Annotated in this window: 9 protein-coding genes and 3 pseudogenes; 9 read left to right on the forward strand and 3 right to left on the reverse strand. The window is 60.6% G+C overall.

Translation table 11 applies throughout. From position 1 onward, the window contains the following. The first annotated feature begins 68 nt into the window (after positions 1–68). Entirely contained in the window at positions 69–1889 is a 1821-nt protein-coding gene (locus MUN23_RS11175) for a glycoside hydrolase family 15 protein (protein WP_248763878.1), read from the forward strand. Between the two features lie 21 nt (positions 1890–1910). Here MUN23_RS11175 and MUN23_RS11180 read toward each other — a convergent pair whose 3' ends face one another. Continuing rightward, positions 1911–3350 carry a GntR family transcriptional regulator gene (locus MUN23_RS11180; RefSeq protein ID WP_248763879.1) on the reverse strand — a complete coding sequence of 480 codons (1440 nt, stop codon included), beginning with the start codon at positions 3348–3350 and terminating at the stop codon, positions 1911–1913. A 451-nt stretch (positions 3351–3801) separates the two neighbouring features. On the opposite strand from MUN23_RS11180, the pseudogene MUN23_RS11185 reads away from it, so the two are divergent. Further along, positions 3802–4131: pseudogene (locus MUN23_RS11185) on the forward strand (permease); the annotation flags it as partial. A gap of 163 nt (positions 4132–4294) precedes the next feature. Here the strand turns inward: MUN23_RS11185 and MUN23_RS11190 are convergent. Beyond that, positions 4295–5776 (reverse strand): APC family permease, encoded by a 1482-nt coding sequence (locus MUN23_RS11190; protein ID WP_248763880.1) that lies wholly within the window; start codon positions 5774–5776, stop codon positions 4295–4297. A gap of 244 nt (positions 5777–6020) precedes the next feature. Further along, positions 6021–6428 (reverse strand): cupin domain-containing protein, encoded by a 408-nt coding sequence (locus MUN23_RS11195; RefSeq protein WP_248763881.1) that lies wholly within the window; start codon positions 6426–6428, stop codon positions 6021–6023. Between the two features lie 455 nt (positions 6429–6883). Between MUN23_RS11195 and MUN23_RS11200 the strand changes: the two genes are divergently transcribed. From MUN23_RS11200 to MUN23_RS11230, 7 genes and pseudogenes are all read left to right on the forward strand, one after another. Then, positions 6884–7264, forward strand: a complete 381-nt coding sequence (locus tag MUN23_RS11200) for a cupin domain-containing protein (protein WP_248763882.1) — start codon at positions 6884–6886, stop codon at positions 7262–7264. Positions 7265–7426: 162 nt separating this feature from the next. Further along, positions 7427–8827, forward strand: a complete 1401-nt coding sequence (locus MUN23_RS11205; RefSeq protein WP_248763883.1) for an NAD(P)-binding domain-containing protein — start codon at positions 7427–7429, stop codon at positions 8825–8827. Positions 8828–9320: 493 nt separating this feature from the next. After that, a complete protein-coding gene (locus MUN23_RS11210) occupies positions 9321–9908 on the forward strand; it encodes a TetR/AcrR family transcriptional regulator (protein ID WP_083510376.1) in 588 nt (195 codons plus the stop codon). Between the two features lie 72 nt (positions 9909–9980). Further along, a pseudogene (locus tag MUN23_RS11215) lies at positions 9981–10295 on the forward strand (homocysteine S-methyltransferase family protein); the annotation flags it as partial. An 82-nt stretch (positions 10296–10377) separates the two neighbouring features. Continuing rightward, positions 10378–11103, forward strand: a pseudogene (locus tag MUN23_RS11220) (ABC transporter ATP-binding protein); the annotation flags it as partial. Positions 11104–11260: 157 nt separating this feature from the next. Continuing rightward, a complete protein-coding gene (gene istA / locus MUN23_RS11225) occupies positions 11261–12817 on the forward strand; it encodes an IS21 family transposase (RefSeq protein ID WP_248761051.1) in 1557 nt (518 codons plus the stop codon). Further along, complete coding sequence (locus MUN23_RS11230; protein ID WP_248761053.1) at positions 12814–13563, forward strand: ATP-binding protein; 750 nt, start codon at positions 12814–12816, stop codon at positions 13561–13563. The genes istA and MUN23_RS11230 overlap by 4 nt, the downstream gene beginning before the upstream one ends. Positions 13564–13667 lie beyond the last annotated feature (104 nt).

Genomic DNA, 13667 nt, shown 5'->3' on the forward strand with positions numbered 1-13667 from the left:
GGCCGGGCACGACGGCTTCCGCGGGAGGTCGGGCCTCACCCGGATGAAAAATTGTGATTGAGTGGAGCATGGCTTCCCCCATAGAGGATTACGCGTTGCTATCGGACCTTCAGACCGGTCCCCTCATATCCCGGGATGGCAGCGTGGACTGGCTCTGTTTCCCACGCTTCGACTCACCGTCGGTGTTTAGCCGAATCCTAGGCACCGATGAGCACGGTCACTGGCTCTTGGCCCCCAGCGAGGCCGGTGCTGCCGTTGTCGACCGGCACTATATTGACTCGACATTTGTGCTCCAAACCATCTGGAAGTCCGGTGGCGGAACCGTCTTGGTAACCGATTTCATGCCGCTGGGGGACAACGGATCATCCCTTGTCCGCCGGCTGACCGGTTTGGAAGGCAGTGTAGAAATGCACCAGGAACTTCGGATCCGCCCAGGGTATTCGACGGTTTTGCCTTGGATGAGCCGTGTCCGCGACAATGCGCATACGGCGGCGCCGGTCCTGTTGGCCATGGCCGGTCCGGATGCTCTCGCACTGAGGGGACCTCATCTTCCGCATGCCCACGCGCACGGGCACGAAGGAGAGTTCCTCGTTTCGGAGGGCGAGCAGCTGGATTTCGAACTGACGTGGTTCCCCTCGCATCGCCCCTTGCCGGCAGCGACTGACGTTGATGTGGCCCTCGAAGAAGCCACTGACTATTGGAGCCGCTGGGGAAGTCACTGCCGCCAGGACGGCGCCTATGGGGATGCGGTAAAACGTTCATTGCTGGTACTGCGGGCCCTCACACATTTTGAAACCGGCGGCATAGTCGCAGCGCCCACCACGTCCCTCCCCGAGGATTTCGGCGGGCCGCGGAACTGGGACTATCGGTACTGCTGGTTGCGCGATGCGGCCCTGACCCTGGAATCGATGCTGACCCATGGCTACGAAACGGAGGCACTTCAGTGGCGCAACTGGCTCCTTCGGGCCCTCGCCGGCGATCCCGAGCAGATGCAGATCATGTACGGGATAGGCGGAGAACGGGAGCTCCCTGAACGCGAGCTCCCCCACCTCCCTGGCTACGCAAACTCCAAGCCTGTACGCATTGGAAATGCCGCAGTATCGCAGTTCCAGGCTGATGTTGTCGGTGAAGTGATGGTTGCATTGGAAAGACTTCGTATGGCCGGAGGTAAGGAAGACCATTTCTCCTGGGCCCTTCAGAAGGTACTCCTGGGATTCGTCGAAAAACACATCGATGACAAGGACTTCGGCCTATGGGAGATGCGTGGTGCCGCACAGTACTTCACCCACTCCCGCGTGATGATGTGGGCCGCCTTTAACAGTGGGATCCGGGCGGTACGGATCCATGGACTTCCTGGAGACGCTGAAAAGTGGGAGCAACTCCGTGACCGGTTACGTGAAGAGATCATGCGCGAGGGATTCAACCGGAGCATTGACTCCTTTACGCAGACCTATGGCGGAACGCAAACAGACGCGGCGCTACTCGTTATGCCCCAGGTCGGTTTTCTCCCCTACAACGACAAGCACATGCTCAGCACCGTCACACGGCTGGAACAGGAACTCCTTACCGACGACGGCCTTTTGCTGCGCTATCGGACAGAGAGCGGCGTTGATGGCCTGGAGCCGGGTGAACATCCGTTCCTCGCATGCTCTTTCTGGCTTGTGGAGCAGTATGCGCGCACAGGTCGCCAGGCCGAGGCAAAGGTCTTGATGGACAAGCTCGTGGGGCTTGCCAACGAGCTTGGTCTGCTGAGCGAAGAGTACGCAACAGACGAAGATCGGATGGCCGGGAACTTTCCGCAAGCATTCTCGCACTTGACCCTGGTCAGGGCGGCAGATGCCATGCACGGGGTTGACCGTCTCAGTCTGGCGGTCGAAGCTCCCGTTTAATGGCACGTTGTGGGAGGTGCCTCATTCTCCAGTGGTGCCGGCGGTAGGGATGCCCACGAAGAGCCGCCAGGGCATGGCGTGGAGGTCAAGCTGCTTCCCGGCGTATTGTGCGGGTGAGTAGATTCCCCCCATGAAGCGGCCGGTGTTGGTTGCGATGATCACATCGTTCTGGTCGACGAGGCACGTATTCGGGGGTAAGGCCCGGAGGTGCGGTTCGAGCTGGCTTTGGATTCCCCGGACAAGTACATCTGCAGCTGCTATCCCGACCATTTCCTCCCCCAAAAAAACGGCTTTGCTGAAGGTGACGATGTTTTCGTTGCTCCCGTTGGCATCCAGGTAAGCATGGCTGATGTGGACGGCTCCGTCGCCGTAGTCCTCGGGGCGCCAGGTTGCGGTACCGCTCTCGTATAAGTCCCAGTCGATGACGAGCCGCTGAAGCGACTGAGGTCCCGCCGGGGCATGGCACCACGCCGCACCCGCAGGGCCGAATGAAACGTCGGGCAGGAAGCCCGCTCCGTATAAAAGTGGAACGGCCCCCTCGAGAGTCCGTCGCGAAGCGTCGTAGATTGCGTCCAGGTCAGAGCTGTCGCCCTGAGGCTGGGAGCCGAGTTGAACGTGCACCGCGTGCTCAATCGAACGGATCGAAGCTGAGGCGGTATTTGCCAGCAGCTCGGTAAAGGACTCGATCGATGCTACTTCGCGTTCCTCCTTGCCGGGGCCAGGGAAGGATTCTTCGCGTGATGCATCGACGCTCATTCGTAGGTCGAGCACGCGGTTCATATCCGAACGTACATGCTCCTCGGCTAGAGCCCGGGCAAGCATCCCGTCTCCGGACCGAATCGCCTCCACGATAGAGACATGTTCTGCTGCCGCGTTTCCGTTTTCGGCAGGGGCTGCCCAGATCAGCGGCCCGACCTCGGCTTGCATCGCCATTTCCTCGCGGGTAAGCCTCACAGAACCCGAGCTTGCGGCAAGCTCGATGTGAAACCTGCTGTCGTCGCGAATCGCCTGCGCAGAATCCTCCGACGATGCAATCTTGACCGCCATGGATGCCAGGCGCCCCAGGGAAAGCCGCCCACTCCGCTCCGCAGCGGAAGCAGCTGCCGAGCCCGCCAAAAAGGCCCAGTACTCACGGATGTCGCGTAGGTCATCAAGAGAATAGGCCATGAGCGACTCACGCTCCGCCTGGATGATGTCGCCAGTACTGGCCTTGACGAAGCTTCCGCCGCCCTTGCCGCGCCGCGTCTCGATCAGGCCGCGCCCCCGCAGCTCAGCCAACGCGGCGCGAAGAGTTAGTGTCGACACACCCATCTTGGCCGCAAGCTCGCTTTCGCTGGGCAACTGGGACCCGTCTTCAAGGACGCCGAGCTCGATGGCATACTTGAGCCGCCTCCCGACCTCTTCCCCTCGATCAAAGGTGGCCAAGGGGGCGAATGCGAGCTGCTCTCTCCACGTGGTCATGGACCGGTGCTCCTTTGTCAGGCATGCTTGGCTCCGCCACCTTCATTATCTGACCTTTAAAGTTAAATGTCTATTGACATGTAACGTTAAAGGTCTAAGACTTAGAGGTAGATGCAAGATCTGCACGACCTCCAGTACCCGGGTTTTGAAAGGAAATGATCAGCATGACGCGAGAAGAAGCCTATGCCGGTTGCCCTTCAGACTCGTACGTGGAGTTCTACGGAGGCCAGTGGCTTGTCGTCCCATTTGCGCCAGTTGAGCAGCCCTCCTTTTTCACCTGTTTGCCTCGGGGCAGGCGGGGAGCCCGTTACTAAATTGGGCGTCTGTCTACCGTCTAGCGCCGCCTGTCAGCAGCCAGCGCAGGCCTGTCCAGCCGTCACACAGTTACTTCTGGAACGGCTATGACCATGCAGCTGGGCGACGTGCAGGCGTTCATCCAGTACTCGCGGCAGGCTCCAACGTATCGGCCGGCGAGAAACAGCTCCTGACGATCGCGCGGGCGTTCCTGGCACGTCGGTGCTGATTCTGGACGAGGCGACGAGCTCGGTGGACACCCGGACCGAGGTGCTGGTGCAGAAGGCGATGCGGGCTTTGCGGTCCGACCGGACGAGCTTTGTGATCGCGCACCGGCTCTCCACGATCCGCGACGCCGACCTCATCCTGGGTGATGGAGGCAGGGCAGATCGTGGAGCAGGGGACGCACGCCTCCTTGCTGGCTGCGGGCTGGGCTTACGCGCGGCTGCATGAGGCGCAGTTCGCGGCCCCTGTGGCAGAAGTCTAAGGCCGCGTGGGACCGCCGGGATCACCGTGTAGTCGATCCTGCCGGGACAAACGGGTCGTTCGGCCCGGCAGGAAGCGGCTATGCCATCTGAAACAACGTCGGTGTTGCGTCTGGCGTCGTTGCGTCTGGCGTCGCGGCGGTCAGCTTTCACGCGCCGGCGACATCACCTGGAAGCTGGAAGCTTTGCCAGATCTGCGGCATCGTGATCTGAAGAGCGAGCAGTGGCTGCTTTTTTGGAGCGACCCGATTCGTGCTGGGAATAGAACCAGATGGGTATGTAGAGCGCCAACACGAGGAAGCCGAGCCAGGTTGAGGTCCAGCCGATCTCCAGGCTATTCAGGTAGACCACGCCCACCAGGCACAGGGGCAGATTGAACAAGCCAAAGGCCATGGCGACATGTTTCCAGCCCTTGGGTGCCTTGAACGGTCGTTCCAGGTTCGCGAAGTCGGGGTGCTTCTTGGCTTTGACGTAGGCGAACAGGCTGATGCCGTTGGCACAGGTGTAGCCGATGGCTGCGGCTGCAAGAATCGCCGATATGGATCCCATGGAAATCAGTGCCATGTTGAATGCTGCGGTGACGAGCATGGCAACGAACGGGGTTCCTTGCCGGTTTGTTTTGCCGAAGACCCTGGGAAGGTTGCCTTCCGTCGCCATGGAGTGCATGGCGCGGGAGGAACCCAGATAAGCCGTCTGAATGATCAGGATCATGGCGGCGATCAACATGATGATGGTGATGACGGTACCGGCTTCGCCGAAGACGGCCAGTGCGACTGGGATCAGGGGTGAGATGGGCTCAGCCTGAACACCCTCGACACCAAGGACACCGATCACTGCTGCCTGCACCAGTACATACGAGAAGAAGCAGATAATGCCGCAGGCAAACAGCGCTTTGGGGACGTCCTTGCCGGGTTTTTTGTATTCAGGACCGTAGATGGCTGCCGTCTCCCAGCCACAGGCACTCCACTGAGCGATCGCAAAGATGCCGAAGAGGATCAGGATGTGATGCATGTCCCAGGACCAATCAGCCGGCAGCCAGTTGCCGGTGATGTTCGCGAGCTCAACGTGCCCGGTCGCAAAAGGCGCGACGGCCAGGACAACCAGCGGGATCAGCGATATGGCAGCCAGGACGTAGCCCAGAAGGGCGCCATCCTTGAGGCCGAACCAGTTGACCACGGACAACCCGGTGAAGATCACCAAGCCTGAGAGCAGTGCGAGCTGATACTCGGTAAAGGTCTCGCCCAGCACCGGGAACAGCCCGTGCAGGTATCCGCCGACCAGAATGGCGAAGATCGCCAGTACCGGATTCCAGGCAAACCAGTAGCTCCAGGCGCTGAAGCCGCCGATCAGCTTGCCCTTGTCGTACTTGCCCTTGTAGTTCCCGGTACGAAATACATGCTGCGCAAAACCTGGCAGGCCGGAGGCCTTGGGAAAGGTGGTGGCCAATTCGGCATAGGCGGTGTTCTGAAAGAAGCCCTGGAGGACTGATAATCCCCAGACAAGGATGGCCGCAGCCGATAAATACATCGGAAGGTAGCCCAGAGAGGGCAGAATCAGCAAGGGCACCCCCAGCGCAATGGCCAGACCCTGTTTCCAGTCGATCGACCTTTCCAAGTGACCGACGCCGTCTGAATGGTTTTTACTCATAAAAGTCTCCCTAGGACGACCTAGAGCCGTCTGGTTTTTTAACTGAACAATTTAGGAATTCAAAATTTGAATGGCAGTGGAAAGAACTACATGGCATCGCAGCGGCATTTATTACCGCAATGTGAGGATGTAGAAAACCCGGGGCGCGATTGTGCCGTCTTTTAGACGATTGAGTCGTTGGGGTCGTCAGTCCGGATCGAACCAGCGGCGGACCTGGACGAAGGTGCCGGGCAGGAAATCAGGCTCAGATTTCGAAGTATCGGAAGGAGTGCGACTCTGCACCCTCGGGGTTGGGGCCGTAAGTGGTTACCATGCGCGCGTAGACCGGCGCCCAGTATCTGCCGAGCTGTCCGGGATTTACGCGTGCCGCGTCGCCCGGCCTCAGGATGACAGTCTTGCCTTCGCTCTCGATGTGGAGTTCGCCTTCCAGGACGAAGTTCGTCTCGCTGTGGGGGTGGAAGTCCTCCCAGCCACAGGCTTCCAGCTCCCACTCCGACAGGATGAGCTCGTCCCATGGGCCTACGGGATTCGAGTTTATGAACCTGCAGCGCAATCGTGGCCATCCGTCCTTCATGGCCTTCATGGACGTCGCCGGCCAGAAATCGACCGCTTTGCCCGTCGTAGGTGTCGGGAGCTGAGGCGTTGTGGTCATTGTCTTTTACCCGTTTCTTGAATGGGAAATCTGCTTTTGCGGGATGCTTCGGTGAATCTCATCAGAAGCGACTTCGTGATCTAGATCACGGCGCTGTCCAACACTGTGACACGGACACTTGTTCCAGTCAATGGTTCAGGACGGGGCAGTGGAAGCTTTTCTCGTGGGGCTAGTCCTGGAAATTTTGGTGAGGGGCCAGCCCCAGAAATGTCATCTTGGACGGTTGACTTATACAGCTGTTCATGTCAAAGTTTCTGGCACGGGCTAACGTGACTGGCATCACACCAGTACTGTTCCGTTAGCCCTGCAAATCCGAAAATCTCCGGTTTGCAATCGATCCCACGAGAGGCCCGATCGGGCCTACTCAGCTGCTTTTCAGAGCAGCCTCGCCCCAAGAATGACAGTTCTGTCAAAGATGAACAGTCCTGCCGAGAAACATTTACACAGGAGACACCATGGAAACCAACCTCGTAGGAACACTCAGCAAGGCCGGATCCATCCACAAGGTAGAAGGCGGTTATGTCGGTCTGCCGCCGATGAACGAGCCTGGGACGGTCGCTGCAATCGGTGACTCCCTCCACAACCCCGAGGGTTCGATCATGAGCGCCGGTTTCTTCGAATTGAAGGCCTCGGAACCCTTGGTATACACGTACACCTACGACGAAATGAAGGTAGTCGTGCAGGGTGAATTCATCCTCACGGACCAGACCAGCGGGGAAGTCACCCACGCGAAAGAGCGCGACATTCTGTTTTTCCCCAAGGGCACTACAGTCAAGTTCGAGACCCCTGAGTACGGTCTGGGGTTCTTCGCCGGCCACCGCTCCTTCGCGCCCTAGGCCCCCGGGCGTTGCGAATCTGCAACGCCGGAGATGGCCGAATACCTGGGCATCACCCGCTACCGCAAACGGCACCTGGCTAGCTGCCGGCCTGACACTTAGCGCAACTCACACCATCGCACATCCGCGATCCAAGAAAGTCCTTTTGTAGAGGAGAGCAACATGACACTACGAGTCGGAATCATTGGTGCCGGCCCCAGCGGCCTGGCACAACTTCGGGCGTTTGAATCAGCACGCCAAAAAGGCGCCCCCATTCCCGAGATCCTATGCTTTGAGAAGCAGGACGACTGGGGCGGCCAGTGGAACAACAGTTGGCGGATCGGCCTGGACGCTCACGGCGAGCCGGTCCACTCCAGCATGTACCGCCACCTATGGTCCAATGGGCCCAAGGAATGCCTCGAATTCTCGGACTATTCCTTTGACGAGCACTTTGGCCGCCCCATTTCCTCCTTCCCGCCCCGAGAGGTTCTCTTCGACTACATCAAGGGCCGCGTGGAAAAGTCCGACGTCCGCAAGTACGTCAAGTTCAACACCGTCGCCCGCCACACCAGCTACAACGAGGCAACGCAGGAATTTACCCTGACGGTAGAGGACCTCAAAACCAACCTCACTGAAACCCACGTATTCGACAGGCTCGTGGTCGCTACCGGACACTTCTCCGTCCCTTCCGTCCCCGAGTTCAAAGGCATCAAAACCTTCCCGGGCGAGGTCTTGCATGCCCACGATTTCCGCGGAGCAGAGCGCTTTTACGGCAAGAACCTGCTCATGATCGGCAGCAGCTATTCCGCCGAGGACATCGGCATGCAGGCCCACAAGATGGGCGCCGCGTCGATCACCATCAGCTACCGCACATCCCCGATGGATTATCACTGGCCGGAGAACACGGTTGAACGCCCGCTCGTCACTCACTTCCAGGGCCGCACCGCGCACTTCAGCGACGGCACCCAAGATGACTTTGACGCCGTCGTACTCGGCACCGGATACCAGCACAAGTACCCGTTCCTGCCCAGCGAGCTGTCGCTGATGTCGCCAAACGTGCTGTACCCGGGCAACCTTTACAAGGGGGTGGTGTGGCAGCAGAACACCAACCTCTTCTACCTTGGCGCTCAGGACCAGTACTACACGTTCAACATGTTTGACGCGCAAGCGTGGTTTGCCCGCGACGTCATGACCGGAGCGATTGACCTGCCGTCCCTTGACGAGCGCGAGGCGGACATCCAGCTCTGGCTCGAGCGCCAAGCCGCGCTGCCGGATCATGACTCGGAAGCTGATTTCCAGACGGACTACCTGCGGGAACTCATTGACGCCACTGATTACCCGCCCTTTGACTTGGACGCTGTTTCCCAGCTCTTCAAAGACTGGATGCATCACAAGGAGACGGACATCCTGGGGTACCGCGACATGGTCCACCGCTCCGTGGTCACCGGCACCATGGCGACCAGGCACCACACCCGCTGGCTCAACGCCATGGATGACTCCTTGGAGCGGTACCTGTATGGTCCCTCGCAGGATATAGACACCGAAACTCCTGCCGACGTCACCGACAGCTTGGCCGCCAGATAATTCCGGGCCTGCGGCCCAGGCTGAACCCTCGCATCGGTCGTTCCTGCTGAGTGAACCAGATTCATCGCGACCCAGGGGTCTGGACAAGTTAATACTTGGCCAATATGAGGCCTGCTGGTAGTTAGAGTGCCGGGTTGTCCAGCGGTACGAAGTTGTGCCCCACTCCACGGGACCAACACTGGTTGGACCGTGGGGCGGGGCACACGACAGGCTGATCCACTTCGACGCACTGGACGTCCCAGGCAGCACCGTCAATGCAGCTACGGTGATCCACCGCTACGTCCCAGGCCAATCCCATCGCCTGACCCCTGAAGCCGGGCTGCGGTCGGTCGTTGCCGCATCCACACGCCGCCGAGATCGCACCATCCTTACGCGGGGCACGCGTTGGGACGGAGACGTTTGTTCCAGTCAATGGTTCAGGACAAAGGCGTAGCCATTAGTCTTAGGGAACGGGCCCCTGTCGGGCCGCAACCTGGAGACTAGAGAGTGGGCTATGCGGGTACCCGCAGAGGAACGGAAAGAACAGCTAATTGCAGCGACGGTTGAACTGATGCGTCGTGAGGGCGTTCAGTCGGTGACCATCCGGGCTATAGCCAAGGAGGCTAATGCCCCCTTGGCCACGGCACATTATTGCTTCAGCGGCAAAGACGAACTCATGGATGCGGCTGCCGAGGCGTGGCTGAAGAACCTCAGCAGTTTTTCCGGCGATGTCCCGGTCCACTTGGGACTTCGTAAGGCTGTGGAACAAGTAGCGGAAGGCTACTGGCGTGCACTAGAAGAAGAGCCAGCCAGCCTCCTCGCTGAGATCGAACTCATTCTGTGGGCAACACGCAACGCCCCCGTCAGCCCGCTGGCCGCAAAAATTTATCCCGCTTACGAGAAAGAGTTAGGAAGCATATTCTCGTCCGCTGCCAACCACAGCGGTGAAAAGTGCCTGATCGGCTTTCCTACGCTTGTGCGATCTTTCCTCATGATTTACGACGGAGCGGCCATTCAATACATGACCGACCCGAAGGCTACCGATCACCGATCTATGTTCTTCATGTTGGTGGATGCCCTTCTGATCAAAGCCGGCGCCTAAACATCACCGCCCTGCCCATGATGTGGGTATCAACCAAGAGAATATAAGGCCCAGGAGGTGCCTTGTCCCACGATGCTGCCGCGCCATTCTTGTCGCCTGCCATCGGGCGCGGGGCTAGTCCTTGGGGGCCCCAGCCTCGGGCACACCGGCTACGACCACCTCAAGCAGACCTTGGCCTGCAGGCCGAGGGCCTCGTCGACGGGGGAGCGGACCTTCCTCATCGAAACGAGCCAGGACCTCCTGCAGACCAAGGGCGCGGTCAATGGCTGCAAGCAGGGCATCGTGACCCGCGGCGTCCGGCTCCCGATCTTCGCCGAGGTGACTGTCGAGACCAACGGAACCATGCTGATGGGCTCCGGAATCGGCGCGGCGCTCACCGCGCTTGAGCCGCTCGGCATCGGCGCCATTTGCCTGAACTGCGCCACCGGGCCGGATGAGATGAGCGAGGAAGAAACCCGCCCGGGCGGCATCGAGCTTCGGTGCGCAGTTCATTTCCGGGCTGATCATGCCGGCCATGACGTTTATCGGGAACCTCGTGTACGTGGGGATCGCGGTGGTGGGAGGCCTGCAGGTGGCGTCCGGGGCCATGCAGCTGGGCGACGTGCAGGCGTTCATCCAGTACTCGCGGCAGTTCACCATGCCGCTGACGCAGCTGGGGTCGATGGCCAACCTGCTGCAGTCCGGGGTGGCGTCCGCGGAGCGGGTGTTCTCGTTGTTGGATGAGGATGAGGAGTCTGCTGAGCCTGTTCCTTCGTCTGGTCCGGTTTTCGGGCGGGGACGGCTGGTCTTTGAGGACGTCTCGTTCTCTTATTCGCCGGACAAGCCGCTGATTTCTTCTTTGTCTCTTGTGGCGGAGCCGGGGCAGACGGTGGCGATTGTCGGGCCCACCGGTGCTGGGAAGACCACGCTGGTGAACCTGATGATGCGGTTCTACGAGCTGGATGCAGGCCGGATAACGCTCGACGGCGTAGACGTCACCTCAGTCTCCCGGCGCGAGCTGCGCTCGCGGCTGGGCATGGTGCTGCAGGATACGTGGCTGTTCGGCGGGACCATCCGGGACAACATCGCGTACGGCCGGCCTACTGCTACGGAGGGCGAGATCCTTGAGGCCGCGCGGGCGACGTACGTGGACCGGTTCGTGCACTCGCTGCCGGAGGGGTACGACACCGTTTTGGAGGATGAGGGTGGGAACGTGTGAATATTGGCCTTCAGGGGGTCCAGAGGTGGTGCGGGTGAGCGCCGTGGTCGGAATCCCGATTGGCGTGGGTGAGCGCCAGTGTCGGTGTGGGTGAGCGCCATCTGTAAGGCTCCTTCCACCACGTGAGGGCCACGTGGCGGAAGGATTACCGGCAATGGTACGGAAGATCAAGGCGAAACTGGTTTTGCAGTTTCGCAATCAAGGCCTATCGGGCAGGGCTATCTCGTCTGCTCAGGGCATGTCTCGGCACAGCGTTCAGGCGGTGATCGAGGCTGCTGATCGGGCAGGGCTCGGCTGGGATGACGTTGCTGATTTGTCTGATGGTGAGGTTTATCTGGCGCTATTTCCCGGCCGCGGGGTGCGCGAGAGCGTGTTTATGCAGCCGGATTGGGGCCAGGTGCACCGGGAGCTGGCCAGGGTTGGGGTGACGTTGAAGCTGCTGCACCAGGAGTACGTCGACGCATCCGGTCGGGCGGGGCAAGCGTCGATGAGTTATGACCGGTTCTGCAGGCTTTATGGCGATCACGCGATGGTCACTGGCGCCTCGTCCCGGGTCGGCCACAAGGCTGGCCGCAGCATCGAGGTCGACTGGTCTGGGCCGACGATGCAGCTGGTCGATCCGGCAACGGGAGAGGTCTCGAAGGTGTATTTGTTCGTCGCGTGTCTGCCGTTCAGCAGGTATGCGTTCGTGGAGGCGTGCCTGGATATGCGGCAGGATTCGTGGCTGCGCGCGCATGCGGAGATGTTCGCGTTCTTCGGCGGCACGGTCCCGCGGCTCGTGCCCGACAATCTCAAGACCGGGGTGATCTCTCATCCGCGCGAGGGCGAGGTCGTGCTCAATGACGCGTATCGGGAGATGGCGGCGCATTATTCAGCGGCGGTACTACCGGGCCGAGTGAGGCACCCGAAGGACAAGGCGAGCGTGGAAAACACTGTCTCGCACGTCGCCACCTGGGTGATTGCCGGGTTGAGGAAAGAGGTGTTCACGAGCCTGGCGCAGTTGCGGAGACGGATTCGGGAGCAGATCGATGCCTATAACAGGCAGCCGTTCCAGAAGCGGGAGGGCTCCCGGCTGAGCGTGTTCACCGCCGAGGAGAAGCCGGTGTTGCAACCGCTGCCGGCGGTGGCGTTCGAGATCAGCACCTGGACCTATGGGCGCAAAGTTGGGCGCAACGGCCACGTGGTCTGGGCGAAGAACTTTTACTCCGTGCCGTTCGCGCACATCGGCTCGAATGTTGATCTTCGTGTCACGGAGACCATGCTGGAGATCTATCGCAGCGATGAGCGCCTCACCAGCCACCTGCTGCTGCCAGCGACGACGGCGAACCAGCATCAGACGAACGAGGCGGACCTTCCGGAGGGTCGCAGCTGGCAGGCGTGGGACCGGGCCCGGATCGATGAATGGGCGTTGCGGATGGGCCCGGCAACCGTGACGGTGATCAGCAAGATCTTCGAGTCCGTGCGGGTCGAGGAGGCCGGCTACGACCCCGCGCTGGCGGTGCTGCGCCTGTCCCGCCGGTTCTCCCCGGCCCGGGTGGAAGCGGCCAGCCAGCTCGCGCTGCGGGGGTCGATACGATCGCCCCGCTACGCCCACCTGCGGCCGATCCTGGATACCGGGCAGGACAAAACCGGGATCGTCCCTGATGAGCCGGAGGGAGACGATGGCGGATACGTGCGGGGCGGCGCCTACTACGCCGGAGGGGCTCGATGAGCCGCCTGGATGCGGAGACCAAACGCAAGCTGCGCGAGATGAACGCGGGCGAGTTGCTGGAGGCCATCGATACCCAAGACGAGAGGCTGAGTATCAGCTTGCCGTTCGAGGATCGTGTCCGGCTGGTCGTCGATGACGCCTATTCGTCGTTTACGCATTCCAAGGTGGCCGGCTTGATCCGGCGGGCAGGACTGCGTTATCCGAACGCGGATTTGCGTCGCATCGATCTTCTCGACGAGCGCGGTCTTGACCGGCAGCTGCTGACCCAGCTGGGCACCTGCTCGTTCGTGGGCAGGCAGCAGAACGTCGTCTTGCAGGGGTTCACTGGGTCGGGGAAGTCGTATCTGGGATGCGCGGTCGCCAAACGCGCCTGCGAGCACCGAATCCGCGCACATTACGTCCGTATGCCAGACCTCGAGGAAGAATGGGTCGCCGCGCAAGACAGGCCCGGCGGTTCCGGTAAATTCCTGCGAAAGTATGCGGCATTCACGCTGCTGGTCATCGACGAGTGGCTCCTGGATCGACCCACGGAACCGATGCGAGGCATGCTGCTGGAACTGATGGAGCGCCGCTACGGCGAGACCTCAACAGTGTTCTGCACTCAGTATTTGCAGAAGGACTGGCACCAGCGGCTCGGCTCCGGCGTCCATGCGGACGCGATCATGGACCGGATCATCCACAACACGATCTGGGTCGAGACCGGCAACTACAACATGCGCGAACACGCAGCACTCGTGAGCGCCTAATCCTGTGACAGAGAGCGTCAGCGGCGCCAAGCCACGCGACTGCTGGCGCTCTCTGGCACGATCCCCGGCGCTCAACCGCACGAATGGGTGGCGCTCAGGGCTTC

Origin of the sequence: Pseudarthrobacter sp. SSS035, from assembly GCF_023273875.1 — a bacterium.
Lineage (GTDB): Bacteria > Actinomycetota > Actinomycetes > Actinomycetales > Micrococcaceae > Arthrobacter.

What these genes read in the sequence shown, in the direction of transcription:
- istA (WP_248761051.1), top strand. Translation starts at nt 11,261, where the DNA reads ATGGTACGGAAGATCAAGGCGAAACTGGTTTTGCAGTTTCGCAATCAA.
- MUN23_RS11210 (WP_083510376.1), top strand. Translation starts at nt 9,321, where the DNA reads ATGCGGGTACCCGCAGAGGAACGGAAAGAACAGCTAATTGCAGCGACG.
- MUN23_RS11180 (WP_248763879.1), bottom strand. Translation starts at nt 3,350, where the DNA reads ATGACCACGTGGAGAGAGCAGCTCGCATTCGCCCCCTTGGCCACCTTT.
- MUN23_RS11205 (WP_248763883.1), top strand. Translation starts at nt 7,427, where the DNA reads ATGACACTACGAGTCGGAATCATTGGTGCCGGCCCCAGCGGCCTGGCA.
- MUN23_RS11200 (WP_248763882.1), top strand. Translation starts at nt 6,884, where the DNA reads ATGGAAACCAACCTCGTAGGAACACTCAGCAAGGCCGGATCCATCCAC.
- MUN23_RS11175 (WP_248763878.1), top strand. Translation starts at nt 69, where the DNA reads ATGGCTTCCCCCATAGAGGATTACGCGTTGCTATCGGACCTTCAGACC.
- MUN23_RS11195 (WP_248763881.1), bottom strand. Translation starts at nt 6,428, where the DNA reads ATGACCACAACGCCTCAGCTCCCGACACCTACGACGGGCAAAGCGGTC.
- MUN23_RS11190 (WP_248763880.1), bottom strand. Translation starts at nt 5,776, where the DNA reads ATGAGTAAAAACCATTCAGACGGCGTCGGTCACTTGGAAAGGTCGATC.
- MUN23_RS11230 (WP_248761053.1), top strand. Translation starts at nt 12,814, where the DNA reads ATGAGCCGCCTGGATGCGGAGACCAAACGCAAGCTGCGCGAGATGAAC.